This window comes from Corallococcus exercitus (assembly GCF_042231735.1).
In the GTDB taxonomy this organism is placed as follows: Bacteria; Myxococcota; Myxococcia; order Myxococcales; family Myxococcaceae; genus Corallococcus; species Corallococcus exercitus_B.
Window position 1 is genome coordinate 5,738,765 of sequence record NZ_CP102577.1, and the last position, 14,201, is coordinate 5,752,965.

Below are 14,201 nucleotides of genomic sequence, written 5' to 3' on the forward strand. Positions count from 1 at the left end.
GTGCCCATATGCCCTCCCCTTCCGAGGCGTACCTGCTCGACTTCCATGCGCGCCTCGCGGGGGTGACTTCGCGGTGGTTCGCGCATGCGCCCGTGCAATCGGAGGAAACGGAGGCGGCTTCGGGCGCAGCGGCTCCTTCGGCCTATGCGCTGCTGGAGGCCGTCGTTCCTCCCGATGCTCGGCCCCTGACGGTGCTCGACCTGGCGTGTGGAGATGGACACCTGCTGGAGCTGCTTGCACGGAGGAAGCAGCCGGGCCTGTCACTGCTGGGGCTCGACATGAGCGCGCATGAGCTGGATGTGGCGCGGGCCCGTTTGAACGGGGCGGCGACGCTGATTCAAGGACGGGCGCAGTCGCTGCCGTTTGGAGATGCCAGCGTCGACGTGGTGCTGAGCCACCTGGCGCTCATGCTGATGGATGACGTGGAGACCGTGCTCGCGGAGCTGCGGCGCGTGCTGAAGCCGGGCGGACGGGTGTCCGTCGTCGTGGGTGGAGACCTGGTGCCGGGTCAGGCGCTGGAGGTGTTCGCCGGGCTCATGAAGAGCGCGGCGGCGGTTCCTCCCACGCGGCTGGGTGACGCTCGGGTCCGCTCCGTGGACGGACTGCGGACGCTCTTCGCCGAAGGCTTCGGGGACGTCACGGTGCGGTCGCTCTCCGTGCAGGGCGATGGGTCGCCCCATGAGGTCTGGGAGTCACTGCTCACGACGTATGACGCGGACCGCCTGTCTCCGGCGGCCCAGGCGTCGCTCAAGGCCTCGTTCCTCCAGGCCGTGGAATCGCTGCGGCGCCCGGATGGGAGCGTTCCCTTGCGCTGGGGCATGCGGCAGCTGACGGCGCTCCGGTCTCCCTGATCAGTTCCCCGGCGTCCACGGGACGATGCGCAGCGTGTTGCCGTCTTCCGTGGGCTTCGTCTCGTGGAGCGTCATCGCGAACGTCCCCGTCGCCGTGTCGCGCGTGTGGTGCACGATGAGCGAAGAGATGGGCAGTCCCGGCATGGCCTCCGTCAGCCACGCGTAGCCCTCCTCGGGCGTCTTCGCTTCCAGGACGCTGACCGCGGCGTGGCCCGTGAGCGCTCCGTTGCAGAGCATCCGCATGTCCTCCAGCGTGCGCACCTCGTCCGCGAAGAGGAGGTCCGGGTCCTGTCGCAGGAACGAACGCACTGCATTCACCAGCGGCAGCTCCGGACTCACCTTCACGATGCCGACGGCACCTCCCGGCCCGCCCTTCGGCTCCTCCACCGCCGCCAGCGCGTGCACGTTGTCGGGCAGCGCATCCATCAGGGCCCGCAGAGTCGTGCTGCGGCCCGTGCCGGACGCGCCCGTGAGCAGCACCAGCTGACCGTTGAACAGCGACGCGTCCAGGCGGTTGAAGAGGCCCGTGAGGAACGCCGCCGCTTCGGCGGAGAGCGGGAGGCTGGAGAGGCTCGGGTACGCCTTGCGCATCTCCCGGCTCCTCGCCACCGCCGTGGTCCAGGTGCCCAGCGCGTCTTCGCGGAACGACACCCGGAACTCGATGTCTGGATCCGCCGCGCCCGCCGGGAAGGACACCGTGCCCCGGTCAGGCATCACCGGGTCCGCGCCCCGCTTCGCGTACGCCGTCAGCGCCTTGCCCAGCGGCCGGTACAATTCGTACGCCATGGGCTGACGCACCGGCACCCGCTCCGCGCCCAGCAGCCCCACCGTGCCTGGCGTGTCCTCCGCGATGAAGAACAAGGTGATGCCCGCGTTGATGATTCGCTCCCTGGCCACCGGCGCATCACCGTCCGCGTCTTCGTCCTCCTGCGCGACGCTGTCCGTGTCATCCGCCGCCCAGACGGAGAACATCGCCGCGCCCGAGCCTCCAGCGACGGCGAAGAGGGCCGCCGCGAACGCCTCGGGCGTCTTCGGCGAGGCCTGCACTCCAGACGAGGCCCTGCCCGCCTCCTCCATCCTCTGGAGCAGGCTGGCGAACACGGCTTCCGGCGTCGCGGGGGCTTCGGACTTCGGGCTCGGAGTCGGCATGGGCGCGGACCATGGCATGGCCCATCGCGGCCCGGCCATGTCCGAAGCGGCCTCAGAAAGCCCTGTCCCCCGTGGCCCCACATGCGCCGGACCCGGATGGCCGCTGGCCTGCCTTGAGAACAGGCGAGGAAGCCCCAAGGTAGGGGCTCCCCTCCAGCGGGCGCTTGGGTAACATCGCTTGATGTTCAGGCGTCTCACCAACGCGCTGCGACGGCTGTGGCACCGCCCATCCGAAAGCAGCCCCCCGGACCGGCAGAGCCCGGCCGGCGGTACCGAACCCGCAGCCGCGCCCCGGCGCTCGCGGGCGTCGGTCGCGGAGGAGCCCTCGCCCCAGGCGAAGCACGGCACCAGCCGTCCCCGCCGCCCGGCCGTCCGCATCGTCGCGCACGGGGCCACCCCGCACGTCAGCAACCGCAAGGTCCGCCGCACCGGCGTCACCTCCACGCGCTTCTACGACCTGCACGACGACTTCCGCGCCCCCGGCCGCTGGGAGCCCGGCGACCCGATGGACCTGGAGGACAAGGTGGTGGGCGACGTGTGGATGTTCACCGCCGGGCGCCCCGTGGACCCGCCCGGCCCCCTCCACATCCCCAACGAAGCGAGGGCCGCCCCGCTGGACTTCAGCCTCGCGGGCGCCGGCCTCACCCCCGTGGTGCACCCGCGCGTCGCCGCCGTGTTCGCGCGCCTGGCCCCGGAGGACGTGCAGCTGCTCCCCGTGGACATCGAGGGCCAGCCGGAGCCGTACTTCCTCGTCGTCGCCACGCGCCTCATCCGCTGCGTGGACGAAGCCGCCTGCCTGGAGGTCCACCGCTACGGCCCCGGCGACGGCGTCCCCGCGCGCGTGGGCCAGTACCGCTCCGTGCGGGGCCTGCGAATCGACCCCAACCAGGTGGGCCGCGCCCGCGTGTTCCGCCCCTGGGGCTGGCCCGTCACCCTCGTCGTCTCCGAGGTCGTGAAGGACGCCCTCGAAAAGGAAGGCGTCACCGGCGCGCGCTTCACGCCCGTCACGGACACCCGGCACTGACAGGCTCCGGAGCCCGGCTACTCCTTCTCGATGTCCCGGTCCCACAGCTGCACGCGGCCGTAGTCCGCGGACAGCCGGCGCACCATCTCCGCCGCCAGCGCCACCGAGCGGTGCTTGCCGCCCGTGCACCCCAGCGCCACCGTGAGGTACGCCTTGCCCTCCTTCTGGTAGCGGGGGAACAGGAAGCGGCAGAGGTCCACGACCTTGTCCAGGAACGCCTGCGTCTCCTCGCGCTCCAGCACGTACCCCGCGACCTTGGGGTTCTTGCCCGTGAGCCCCTTGAGCTCCGGCACGAAGTACGGGTTCGGCAGGAAGCGCACGTCGAAGACGAGGTCCGCCTGCGGCGGCACGCCGTACCGGTAGCCGAAGGACATGATGGACAGGCTGGGGCCCGTCGTGGGCTCCGGGCTGAAGCGCCCCTGCACCATGCGCTTCAGGTCGTGCACGTTGAGCGCCGACGAGTCGATGACCTGATCCGCCAGCTCGCGCAGGTCCTTCAGGGCCTCGCGCTCCGCGTGGATGCCCTCCGCCACCGTGCCATCCGGGGCCAGCGGGTGGCGGCGGCGCGTCTCACTGAAGCGGCGCATGAGGCTGTCGTCGCTGGCGTCCAGGAAGAGCACGTCCACCTGGTGGCCCGCGCGGCGCACTTCGTCGAGCACCCGGGGGGCGTCCTTGAGGAAGACGCCCTCGCGCGCGTCCATCACCAGCGCCATGCGCTCGATGTGGCCGCCCCCCGCCAGCTCCGTGAGCTTGGGCAGCAGGAGCACCGGCAGGTTGTCGATGCAGAAGAACCCGGCGTCCTCCAGCGCGCGGATGGCGGTGGACTTTCCGGAACCTGACATGCCGGTGATGACGATGATCTGCTTCGCGGGGGCGGTCACTCGACCTCTTCTCCCAAGGTGCGGCGCATCGCCCCCTGGGCGATGGCTCGATTGAGTCGCTCGGCGAACTCTCGCGCCGAATGGTGGCCCTGAAGCTTCAACAGCTGGTTGCGCGCGGCCACCTCCACGATGGTGGCCATGTTGCGTCCAGGACGCACCGGCACGACCGACAAGGGGATGTCCACGCCGACAATCTGCAGGTGCTTGTCCTCCACGCCCAGGCGGTCGTACTCCTGGTGCGGATCCCATTCCTGCAGCTCAATCACAAGCTCAATCTTCTTCTGTTCCCGGACGGCGGACACTCCGAAGAGGTCCTTGATGTTGATGATGCCCAGTCCGCGAATCTCCATGTGGTGCTTGATGACGGGATTGCCCGCGCCGTAGACGGCCCCCTTCCTCCGGGTGACGTCCACGATGTCGTCCGCCACCAGCCGGTGGCCCCGCATCACCAGGTCCAGGGCGATTTCACTCTTGCCGATGCCGCTCTTGCCCAGGAGCAGGATGCCCACGCCGAAGACGTCCATCAGCACGCCGTGCAGGCTGCTGGACTCCGTGAGCGCGTCCTCCAGGAAGTTCTGCACCCGCTGGATGAACTCGCTGGAGAGCAGCGGCGTCTTCATCAGCGCCAGGCCCGCCGCCTCGCAGGCGTCCACCAGTGCACGCGGCACGTCCAGCGCCTTGGTGACCACGACGCACGCCAGGTCCTCCTCGCCGAAGAGCTTGGCCAGCGAGGCGTGCTGCGCGTCCTCCGGCAGGGTGGCCAGGTAGGAGATTTCGGTGTTGCCGAAGACCTGGACGCGGTGCGGGTGGAGGTGCTCGGTGAAGCCCGCCAGCGCCAGGCCGGGCTTCTGGATGCGTGAGGAGTCCACCGTGCGCTTCAGCCCCTGGGTGCCCGCCATCAGGGTCAGCCGCAGGTCATGGCCCTGGTCCTCGAGGAGCTGGGAGATGCGAATGGATTTCATCGTCAGGACGTGGATATCACCCACCGGCCTCCGGAGGTGAACCGCACCGTGTCCGCCGTCCCCCCCGCCTCCCCTACAGCCGCCGCCGAGGCCCCCCCCGAGCGCCGGCTGGGCCTGCTGCTGCTGGCGGGCGTGCTCGGGCTGGGCGCGGCCTTCCGCCTGTACTGGGCGCTGCGCGACGACGGCATCTACTGGCCGGACGAGGTCTACCAGAGCCTGGAGCCCGCCCACCGCCTGGTCTACGGCTACGGCCTGATTGCCTGGGAGTTCGTCGAGGGGGCCCGGAACTGGGCCCTGCCGGCGCTGGTGGCGGTGCTGCTGGGGCTGGGGCGGCTCGTGGGGCTGACGGAGCCCGCGGGCTATCTGGCGCTGGTGAAGGGCTTCTTCGCGCTGGTGGGCACGGCGACGGCGTGGGCCACGTGGCGGCTGGCCCGCGCGTCCGGGGCCTCCACCCTGGCGGCCTCCGGCGGGGCGGCCCTGTTCGCGCTGGCGTCGGTGCCCCTGTACTTCGCCCCCCGGGCCATGAGCGAGAACGCCTCCGTGCTGCCGGTGGTGCTGGGCCTGGCCCTGGCGCTGCCGCGGGCCGCGTCCCGGCGGGCCCTGCTGACGGGGGCGTCCCTGCTGGGGCTGGCGGTGCTGCTGCGGCTGCAGAACGGCGTCTTCTGCGTGGGGCTCCTGGCGGTGCTCCTGGCGCGGCGCCAGTGGCGTCAGGCGGGCGTGGCGCTGGCGGTGCTGTCCGGGTGGGCGCTGGCCTTTGGCCTGTTGGACAAGCTCACCTGGGGCCGGTGGTTCCACTCCGCCATCGTCTACCTGGACTTCAACCTGGTGCAGGGCAAGGCGGCCCAGTGGGGCACGGAGGCCTTCGACTACTACCCGCGCATCCTGCGCCGGGCGATGCCGGGGCTGTCCGTGCTGGCGGGCGCGCTGGCCCTGCTGGCGCTGCCCCGGGCGCGGGGGCTGGCCTTCCTCACGGCGGCCTTCGTGCTCCTGCACGCGTACCAGCCGCACAAGGAGCTGCGCTTCCTGGTGCCGGCGCTGCCCCTGCTGGCGGCGCTGGCGGGCGTGGGGCTGGACTCGGTGCTGCGCGTGCTGCGCGGCTTCCCCGCGCGGGCCACCGCCACGGTGGCGGTGGTGGCGGCGGCGCTGCTGTCCGGCGCCAACGCGGGGGCGCTCACCTTCGGCGAGCTGGGCCAGTACGAACGCGTGCGCCCCCAGGACAGCGCGTGGGACGACCAGGGTCCGGTCAACCGGCTGCTGGTGGCCGCCGGAAGGCGCGACGACGTGTGCGGCCTGAAGGTGGAGGCGGTCCATCAGGCGTGGACGGGGGGCTACAGCTACTTCCACCGGAAGGTGCCGCTGTATCCCCACAACGGCCCGGGCCGGGGCTCCAACCGCTTCAGCCACGTCATCACCCGGGAGGGCTACGAGGGCGCGGGCGCGGCGGTGGCCCGGGAAGGCCCGCTGGTGCTGGTGAAGCTGCCCATCACGGGCTGCACGCCGGACCCCGGCTATTCGTGGCGACTGCCCTGAGGGGGACAGTTCGGGCCCAGAAGACCCTTCCTGCCCCACCGGCGGGTTGGTAAGCCAGGGCCATGCCCGAATCCGACTGCCTCTTCTGCAAGATTCGCGATGGCCTCATCCCGGCGAAGGTCGTCTACCAGGACGAGGACTGCCTGGCCTTCGAGGACATCAACCCGCAGGCCCCCACCCACGTGCTGTTCATCCCGCGCAAGCACATCGCCACGGTGAACGACATCACGGCGGAGGACCGGGAGGTGGTGGGCAGCCTCTACATCGGCGCGGCGAAGCTGGCGCGCGAGCGGGGCTTCGCGGACACGGGCTACCGGGTGGTGATGAACACCCAGCGCGACGCGGGCCAGACGGTGTTCCACATCCACCTGCACCTGCTCGCGGGCCGCCCCCTGCAATGGCCGCCGGGCTAGCCGTCCGCCGGTCATGTTCAGCGCCCAGTCATCGCCCCGGTCCCGCCGCGCCTACTCCCGCCTCGCCGTGCTGCTGGCGTCCGTGGCCGGCGCGGTCAACGCCATGGGGTTCGTGGCGCTGGGCTCTCATGCGTCCCACATGTCCGGCAACATGGCCACGCTGGGCGAGTCCCTGGCCCAGGGCAACTGGGACACGGCGCGGCTGCCCGCGCAGCTGATGGGGCTGTTCGTCGCCGGGGCCTTCTGCGCGACGGGGCTGCTGGATGCCTCGCGGCACCGCACGCGGGGCCGTCACGTGGCCGCGCTGCTGGTGGAGGTGCTCGTCCTGGGTGGCGTGGGCGTGGGCATGGCGGCCATGCCGGGCACGCGCGCGCCGGTGCTGCTCTGGGGCTTCGCCTTCGCCATGGGGCTGCAGAACGCGCTCGTCACGCGGGTGTCCGGCGCGGTGGTGCGCACCACGCACGTGACGGGGATGCTCACGGACATCGGCATCCAGCTGGTGCAGATGCTGGCGTGGGTGCGCGACGGCCTCCGAGGGGAGCGCGCGCCGGGGCTGTGGCGCCGCGTGCGGGGCCTGCCCTCTGAAGTGCAGTTCGAGCGCACGCGGCTGCACCTGGGCCTGGTGCTGGCGTTCCTCGCGGGCTCCACGCTGGGCCCGTTCCTGTTCCTGCGCCACGGGGCCGTGACGCTGGTGCTGCCGTGCGCGGTGCTGGGCGTGCTGGCCGCGCTGGACATGCGGCTCGCCGTCAAGCCCGCGCCGTCCTCCACCGCGCCGGACCGCTGACTACGGCGCGGAGGGCCGGGCCACCGCGGGCGCGTCGACGACGTTCGGGTCCGCCGCGGCGCGGCCCTGGGCCCTGGGGCGCAGGGCCTGGAGCACGCTGCTGCGCTCGTCCGTCCAGACGTAGGCGGGCTCGCCGCGCAGCCCCAGCCGGCGCACGTGCGCGCGGCCGCCGGTGAAGGTGGCGCCCCAGAAGAACTCCGGCTCCGGGCTCAGCAGCATCCACGAGCTCGACACCGTGTCGCCCTCGCTGTCCAGCGTGATGAGCGCCGAGGCCAGGCTGGAGGCCCGCGCGTGCGCCAGGCTGATGGGCACCAGGTCCAGGTGCTGGTTGCTGATGTGCAGCGCCAGCACGCCGTGCGGCGCCAGGTGCTGGAGGTAGAGCGCCACCGCCTCGCGCGTCAGCAGGTGCACCGGGATGGCATCCGAGCTGAAGACGTCCAGCGCCAGCACGTCGAACTTCCGCGAGCCGTGCTCCAGTTCCCGCTCCAGCGAGATGCGCGCGTCGCCCTCGACGACCTCCACGCGCGCGGGCGTGTCCGTCAGCGTGCTGAAGAAGCCACCCTGCCCCCGCGCCAGGTCGATGATGACGGGGTTGATTTCGTAGAAGCGCACGTCGTCCCCGGCCGCCAGGAGCGTGGCGCTGTTGCCCACGCCCAGCCCCAGCATGCCCACGCGCAGGCCGGTGGGCAGTCCCTGGGCCTGGCGCCACCGGCGCTGCTCCGCGAGCGCGAGCCCCAGGCCGCTGTCCGGCGTGTAGTACGCGGAAGGGAGGTTGCGGCGCTCCGGACGGATGTACTGCCAGCCGTGGGTGATGGCGCCGTGGCGCAGGGCGAACTGGTGCTGCTTCGGGTCCTCCGGGGACAGCTCCAGCACGCGCACCACGCCGAAGAAGTTGCGCGCGGCGAAGCGCACGCGCTCCTGGTCCGACGCGACGAGCAGCGGCAGGTGCAGCGCCACGCCCACCAGCATCGCCCCGCGCAGCAGGCGCTGCGTGCGCACCACCCCCGTCTCCTCCTCCGGCCGGCGCATCAGCCCCACGAAGGCCACCGCGCAGCACGCGGCCAGGGCCAGCGGGTGCTCCCAGTAGGTGTTGAAGAGGGCGGGCGCCACCAGGTTGACGAACACGCCGCCCGCCACGCCGCCCACGGACACCCAGAGGTAGAAGGCGCTCAGGTAGCGCGGGGCCGGGCGGCGCCGGTACAGCTCGCCGTGGCACACCATGGCGCCCGTGAAGAGGGCGGACGCGTGGAAGAGCACCTGCCACCCCAGGCCCAGCGCGGGGCCCTCCTTGTGCGCGTACGTCACCAGCACCACGGAGGCGATGAGCGCCACCGAGTACGGCGTGCGCGCGTAGAGGGACTCGCGCGAGAAGGCCAGGATGAAGGTCACCAGGTACACGGCCAGCGGCATCACCCACAGGAAGGGGCCCGCCGCCACGTCCTGGGAGAGCTTGTTCGTCGTGGCCAGCAGCAGCACCGACGCGCACGTGCTCAGCGCCAGCCACGTCAGCGTGCGCCCCACCCCCGGACGCGGCGATTCGATAGTAGCTCCGGTGGGAGCTCCGGCGGGTGCTCCGGCGGCGGACTCGAGGGGGCTCGCGGCGGCCCCGGGGGCGTTCGCCGCAGGCGCGCGGCGCAGCAGGTCCCGGGCGCAGGCCAGGACGCAGAGGACGAAGAGGACGAAGCCCGCGGCCCAGCCCCACGCCTGCGCGCTCCGGCCCACCCAGGGCTCCACGAGGAACGGGTAGCCCAGGAGCGCCAGCAGCGAGCCCGCGTTGGAGAGCGCGTAGAGCACGTACGGTGAGCGCTCCGGCCGCGCGCGGGCGAACCACGACTGGAGCAGCGGGCCGGTGGTGCTGAGCACGAAGAAGGGCAGGCCCAGCGTGGCGGCCAGCATCCGCATCAGCCGGAGCACGGGCAGGTGGTCATCCAGCGGGCGCCAGCCGTCCCCCGGCGCCAGCGGCGAGCCCGTCCACGAGGCCCGCGCCACGAGCGCTCCCAGCGCCACCACCAGCAGGCCCAGGTGCAGGAAGGCCTGCGCGCGCGGGCGCAGCCGGGAGGCCACCGCGTGCGCGTAGGCGTAGCCCGCGAGCAACACGGCCTGGAAGAACAGCATGCACGCCGTCCACACCGCGGGCGTGCCGCCGTACCACGGCAGCGCGTAGCGGCCCGCCAGCGGCTGGACGCCGAAGAGCAGGAAGGCGCTGGTGAAGATGGCGAGGGCGTAGCGAACCATGCGACCTCGGAGGCGGGGGAAGACGCACGGCGTAGGAATCCCGCGCTCCCGGTGTTTCCCGCCAGGGCGACAGTCTTGTCAACACGGGCACGTCCCGGAGCCCGGCGGGCGACCAGGCAGGCTGCTGTCGGGGTGGGTGGCCTCGGGGGACGGCAGCCCTAACTTCCGGAACGGTCAGGCGCGGACTTCCTCGCGCCCGAGGGGGAAACCATGAAGGGCTTCAAGCGCGCGGTGGGGCTGGGACTGCTGGTGGGTGGGGCCCTGGGGGGCTGGGGCTGCAGCAACGAGCAGTCCTCGGCGCAACCCCGGGGGTTCCAGGACCCCGTGCAGCTCCAGCACCGTTCGCAGCCAGCACCGGCCGGAGACAAGGCGGGCAGCGACCTGGGCCACCCCTCCAACGAGGGGGGCGGCGGCAGGCCCTACCACAGCGACAGCCAGGCCGCGCTGGGTGGCGGCACGTCGGCCCCCAACAGCATGGAGGGCGACGCCCCGAACAACTCCGGCCAGAAGACCGGTGGCAGCGCGGAGCTGGGCACGGGGCTCGCGGAGAGCTACCAGGGCACGGGGGGCTCGGGCCGTGACGCGGGCACGGGGATGATGGACGCGGGCACGACGCGCGACGCGGGCACGGGGATGATGGACGCGGGCACGACGCGCGACGCGGGCACGCGGCGTTGAGCGCACCCGCGCATCAGGGGCCGTCCGGGGACGCTACTCCTGACGGCGCTGCACTTCCCTGAGCTGGTTGTACAGGCTCCGCACTTCCTTGAGGGTCGGCGTCCTGCTGCCGCCCTCGTTGAAGTCCTCCACGAGGGTGCCGTAGCGCTGGCACTGCAGCCCCATGGCCTCGCAGCCGTGGTTCTTCTCGAGCGTCTGGAAGAGCGTCTTCGTCTTCCCCCACTCCCGCTCCAGCTCGGTGGTCGCACTGGCCTCCTTGGCGGTGCGCCTGGCCGGGCGGGCCGGGGCCGCCTTCTTCGCCGCGGGAGTGGCCGGCGTGGGGGCGGGAGCGGCAGCCTCCTCCGTCGGCTCATCCGGGGCGAGCAGGTCGTCCAGCGCCGACGCCGGAGCAGCGGCCGGGGCCGTCTCGGTGGGGGCCTGCGCGGGCTCGGCGGACGGCGGCGTGGCTCCGGCCGGCACGACGGCGGGGGCCGCGGCCACTTCCTGGGCCGGCTGCGTGTCCTGGGCCGGAGCGGGAGTGGACGGAGCCTCCGGGGACACGGGCCGCGTCGGAATCTGCTGCACCGGCGTGGGCGGAGGCGGCGTCGACGTGCGCGACTGCTCCAGGCCCACGGCCACGCGCAGCTCGGGGACGAAGTAGAGCCCCGCGCCCACGAGGGCCAGCGCCACGACCATCAGCAGCGTGAACATCAGCACGGAGCGCAGCGCGCCGCCCTTGCGGGCCGGCGCCGCCTCACGCCGCGAGGCACGCGGGGGCTCCGAGGGCTCCGGCCGCACGGGCATCGCCTTGCGCCGGGTCGCGTCGTCGCGCGTCGCGCGCGAGGTGGACGACTCGTCCGGGTCCACGGCGGGCGCGGGGGCACGGGCGGGAGCAACGGCGCGCATGCTCGACGCGGTGCTGGAGCGCGGAGGCGGCGTGCCTGGCGACGAACCGCGCACGGCGCGGCGAGACCCCGTGCGGCCCCGGGCCGGACCGGTGGGGCCGGTGTCGGGCTCGCGCTTGCCGGAGGACGCGGAGGGCTCGCGCAGCGCGTCCTCGTCCAGCACCACGCGGGCCTGGGGCTCCTCGCGGCGCGGAGCGCGGGGCATGGGGATGCGCGGGTGCGTGTCCGCGTCGCCCTCGCGCGCGACCAGGGCATCGTCCGGATCCGCGGAGATGTACGGCACGCTGGAGTCCACCTCCAGGACGCGCGGATCCACCGAGACCAGCTCCTCCGACGGCCGCGTGTCCTGCATCGTGGGCCGCGGAGCCGGACCCGAGTCGAGCGGCTCGGAGGCCCGTGGCTCCTCGTCGAAGTCGGTGGAGCGCGAGGCGCCGGGCTGGATGGAGGGCACCTGGATGGTGGGCGCGGCGTACGGCGGCACCGGCCGGTTGCCATTCGACGGCGTGGTCACCCCGGGGCGCGACGACGGCAGCGACGGCATCGCGGCCGTGGGGCGCTGGCCTTCCGGAATGCGCGGCTCGGCGGCACGCGCGGGCTCGGCGGCGCGGGGGGCATCAAAGCCGCGGGACGAATCAGGGCCCCGCGGCAGGTCGAAGCCGCGAGAGGACTCCGGCGCGCGCACCGGCTCGAAGCTCGGCAGGGGCTCCGGGATGCGGGTCGCGTCGAACGCGGGCGGCGGCGCGGGGCGGCTGCCATTCGACGGCGTGGTCACCCCGGGGCGCGACGACGCCAGGGACGGCATCGCGGCGGTGGGGCGCTGGCCTTCCGGAATGCGGGCCTCCGCGGCGCGCGGCTCGATGCGGACGCCCTCGACGATGGGCGCCGGCCACGGGTAGTCGCTCTCGGGAAGCTCCTCTTCATCATCGAGGAACGGGCCGTCCGGCGGAGGCGGCGGCTCCATGAACGGCAGCGACTCACCCGACGCATCGAACCGCCCCGCCCCGGCGTCGAAGGACGGCATCGGCGGAGGCGACACCGGCCGCGACGCATCCACGGGCACGAAGGGCACGGGGCCATCCGCCGGCCGCACGGCGGGAATCGCCGCCATCGGCGCGGGGGGCGGCACGCCCCGAGGCCCCACCGAATCCGAGAAGGGCAGCGAAGCGCCCCGTCCCGCGTCCGCGAACGGCCGCGACGTGGGCACGTCCGCCACGGGAGGCGCGTCACGCGACGTCAGCCCCGGCTCCGCGTACGGCAGCGACGTGGCACGCGGCGCGGTGGGCTCCACCGGCGCCTCAGACACAGGCAGCGCTTCGGTCCGGGGCGCGGTGGGCTCGCCGGGCGGCGGGGCCGGCACCTCCGCCTCCACCGGGCGGTCCGAAGGAAGCCGGATGGCCGGCAGGCCCTCGAGGATGGTGGGCCGCTCCATCGCGTCCTGGCGCACCTCCACCGTGGGCGACGGCTCCGACGACGTGGGGCTGGGCCGCATCTTCGCGCGGGCCGCCTCCTCCAGCGCCTCCACCGGGAACGCGGGGCGGGTGGACTCGTCCACCATCACGCCGGGGCGCGTCTCACCGTCGTCGCGCGCGCCCCCGCCGTCCTCGCGGCTGCGGGGCGTGGGGTGGAAGGACAGCGGCTCCACCGGCCCATCCAGGCGGATGGTCTTCGCCGGCAGCGAGGGCGCCTGCATCGTCGGGCGCGGCGCGGGGCCCAGCGACTCGTACGTGCCGCTGGCGCGCACGTCGCGCGACACCTCGCGCAGGGACGCCAGCAGGCGCCGCTCGGACTGGTAGTCCGAGGAGAACAGGTCGCGCATGAAGCGGCTGACGCTCTCCGGGCCCGCGCTGGTGTCGATCTCCATCAGGCACGCCTGCAGGCGCACCCGGAAGTCCTCCGCCGTCTGGAAGCGCTGGGCCGGCTCCACCGCCAGCGCCTTCGCCACCAGCTGCGACACCGCCGGCGGCGTCAGCGGCTCCACCTCACTGAGCGGCGCCACCTTCGGGTTCGCGACGGCGGACATCAGCTCGCCCGGCGGCAGCGCGTCGAAGGGGTTCTTGCCGGAGATGAGCTCGTAGAGGCACAGGCCCACCGCGTACAGGTCGCTGCGGCGGTCCACCGGCTGGTGCCGGGCCTGCTCGGGCGACATGTAGAGGAACTTGCCCAGGATGATGCTGGGGTTCGTCTTCGCCGCCGACAGCCGGCTCTTGGCCAGGCCGAAGTCGATGACCTTCACCTCCCCCTCGTAGGAGATGAGGATGTTCTGCGGCGAGATGTCCCGGTGGACGAGCTTCAGCTCCTTCTCGTCCTCGTCCCGCTTGCGGTGGGCGTACGCGAGCGCATCCAGCACCCGGCCCATCACGTAGAGCACGAACGTGAGCGGCAGCGGCGTCTGCCGGTCCCTCACGCGCGCGGCCACCTTGCGCAGGTCCTTGCCGTCCACGTACTCGAGGGCCATGTAGGCCTCGCCCTCGTGCACGCCCATGTCCAGCACCTGCGCGATGGAGCCGTGCCCCAGCCGCACCAGCGTGCGCGCCTCACCGACGAAGCGGTCGACGAAGTCCTGGTCCTCCGCGAACTGCGGGAGGATCTTCTTGATGACGCACAGCTTCTCGAAGCCCTGCGCGCCCTCCAGGCGGGCGAGGTAGATCTCCCCCATGCCGCCGGTGGCCAGGTGCGACAGGAGCGTGTACCGGCCGAAGGGCTGCGGCCGGAAGGGCCGCAATCGGGCGGGCTGGGTCGAAGAGTTCATGCGGCGCGGGGGTCCACCACGGGAAGCGCATTGAACCCCGGGCAGGGCTCCCGCTTCAACC

General features: G+C 72.9%; 11 protein-coding genes. 6 read left to right on the top strand and 5 right to left on the bottom strand.

Annotated elements, in window-relative coordinates; genetic code table 11:
* The first annotated feature begins 8 nt into the window (after nucleotides 1-8).
* A complete protein-coding gene (locus NR792_RS22480; RefSeq protein ID WP_375754731.1) occupies nucleotides 9-851 on the top strand; it encodes a class I SAM-dependent methyltransferase in 843 nt (280 codons plus the stop codon).
* Here NR792_RS22480 and NR792_RS22485 read toward each other — a convergent pair whose 3' ends face one another.
* Nucleotides 852-2,000, bottom strand: a complete 1,149-nt coding sequence (locus NR792_RS22485) for an ATPase, T2SS/T4P/T4SS family (protein WP_375754732.1) — start codon at nucleotides 1,998-2,000, stop codon at nucleotides 852-854. It lies immediately after the preceding gene.
* Nucleotides 2,001-2,181: 181 nt separating this feature from the next.
* On the opposite strand from NR792_RS22485, the gene NR792_RS22490 reads away from it, so the two are divergent.
* Nucleotides 2,182-3,024, top strand: a complete 843-nt coding sequence (locus NR792_RS22490) for an imm11 family protein (protein ID WP_375754733.1) — start codon at nucleotides 2,182-2,184, stop codon at nucleotides 3,022-3,024.
* Nucleotides 3,025-3,041: 17 nt separating this feature from the next.
* On the opposite strand, the gene rapZ is transcribed toward NR792_RS22490, so the two are convergent.
* Both rapZ and hprK read right to left on the bottom strand, forming a co-directional pair.
* Nucleotides 3,042-3,905, bottom strand: coding sequence for an RNase adapter RapZ (rapZ, locus tag NR792_RS22495; RefSeq protein WP_375754734.1), 864 nt, complete (start codon nucleotides 3,903-3,905; stop codon nucleotides 3,042-3,044).
* Nucleotides 3,902-4,867 (bottom strand): HPr(Ser) kinase/phosphatase, encoded by a 966-nt coding sequence (hprK, locus tag NR792_RS22500; protein WP_375754735.1) that lies wholly within the window; start codon nucleotides 4,865-4,867, stop codon nucleotides 3,902-3,904. Before hprK ends, rapZ begins: the two co-directional genes overlap by 4 nt.
* A gap of 9 nt (nucleotides 4,868-4,876) precedes the next feature.
* On the opposite strand from hprK, the gene NR792_RS22505 reads away from it, so the two are divergent.
* The 3 genes from NR792_RS22505 to NR792_RS22515 all read left to right on the top strand — a co-directional run bounded on the left by NR792_RS22505 (nucleotide 4,877) and on the right by NR792_RS22515 (nucleotide 7,594).
* Nucleotides 4,877-6,397: a hypothetical protein gene (locus tag NR792_RS22505; protein WP_375754736.1), complete on the top strand. Its 1,521-nt coding sequence runs from the start codon at nucleotides 4,877-4,879 to the stop codon at nucleotides 6,395-6,397.
* A gap of 62 nt (nucleotides 6,398-6,459) precedes the next feature.
* Nucleotides 6,460-6,810 carry a histidine triad nucleotide-binding protein gene (locus tag NR792_RS22510; RefSeq protein ID WP_375754737.1) on the top strand — a complete coding sequence of 117 codons (351 nt, stop codon included), beginning with the start codon at nucleotides 6,460-6,462 and terminating at the stop codon, nucleotides 6,808-6,810.
* 13 nt (nucleotides 6,811-6,823) lie between these two features.
* Nucleotides 6,824-7,594: a YoaK family protein gene (locus NR792_RS22515; protein ID WP_375754738.1), complete on the top strand. Its 771-nt coding sequence runs from the start codon at nucleotides 6,824-6,826 to the stop codon at nucleotides 7,592-7,594.
* Here the strand turns inward: NR792_RS22515 and NR792_RS22520 are convergent, their stop codons facing one another.
* Complete coding sequence (locus NR792_RS22520) at nucleotides 7,595-9,829, bottom strand: spermidine synthase (RefSeq protein ID WP_375754739.1); 2,235 nt, start codon at nucleotides 9,827-9,829, stop codon at nucleotides 7,595-7,597.
* A 210-nt stretch (nucleotides 9,830-10,039) separates the two neighbouring features.
* Between NR792_RS22520 and NR792_RS22525 the strand changes: the two genes are divergently transcribed.
* Nucleotides 10,040-10,507 (top strand): hypothetical protein, encoded by a 468-nt coding sequence (locus tag NR792_RS22525; RefSeq protein WP_375754740.1) that lies wholly within the window; start codon nucleotides 10,040-10,042, stop codon nucleotides 10,505-10,507.
* A gap of 33 nt (nucleotides 10,508-10,540) precedes the next feature.
* On the opposite strand, the gene NR792_RS22530 is transcribed toward NR792_RS22525, so the two are convergent.
* Nucleotides 10,541-14,140 (bottom strand): protein kinase, encoded by a 3,600-nt coding sequence (locus NR792_RS22530; RefSeq protein ID WP_375754741.1) that lies wholly within the window; start codon nucleotides 14,138-14,140, stop codon nucleotides 10,541-10,543.
* Nucleotides 14,141-14,201 lie beyond the last annotated feature (61 nt).

Bases quoted from the DNA above. Each gene is read 5' to 3' on its own strand.
- NR792_RS22520 (WP_375754739.1), bottom strand. From the start codon at position 9,829: ATGGTTCGCTACGCCCTCGCCATCTTCACCAGCGCCTTCCTGCTCTTC.
- NR792_RS22485 (WP_375754732.1), bottom strand. From the start codon at position 2,000: ATGCCGACTCCGAGCCCGAAGTCCGAAGCCCCCGCGACGCCGGAAGCC.
- NR792_RS22480 (WP_375754731.1), top strand. From the start codon at position 9: ATGCCCTCCCCTTCCGAGGCGTACCTGCTCGACTTCCATGCGCGCCTC.
- NR792_RS22530 (WP_375754741.1), bottom strand. From the start codon at position 14,140: ATGAACTCTTCGACCCAGCCCGCCCGATTGCGGCCCTTCCGGCCGCAG.
- NR792_RS22490 (WP_375754733.1), top strand. From the start codon at position 2,182: ATGTTCAGGCGTCTCACCAACGCGCTGCGACGGCTGTGGCACCGCCCA.
- hprK (WP_375754735.1), bottom strand. From the start codon at position 4,867: ATGAAATCCATTCGCATCTCCCAGCTCCTCGAGGACCAGGGCCATGAC.
- NR792_RS22525 (WP_375754740.1), top strand. From the start codon at position 10,040: ATGAAGGGCTTCAAGCGCGCGGTGGGGCTGGGACTGCTGGTGGGTGGG.
- NR792_RS22515 (WP_375754738.1), top strand. From the start codon at position 6,824: ATGTTCAGCGCCCAGTCATCGCCCCGGTCCCGCCGCGCCTACTCCCGC.
- NR792_RS22510 (WP_375754737.1), top strand. From the start codon at position 6,460: ATGCCCGAATCCGACTGCCTCTTCTGCAAGATTCGCGATGGCCTCATC.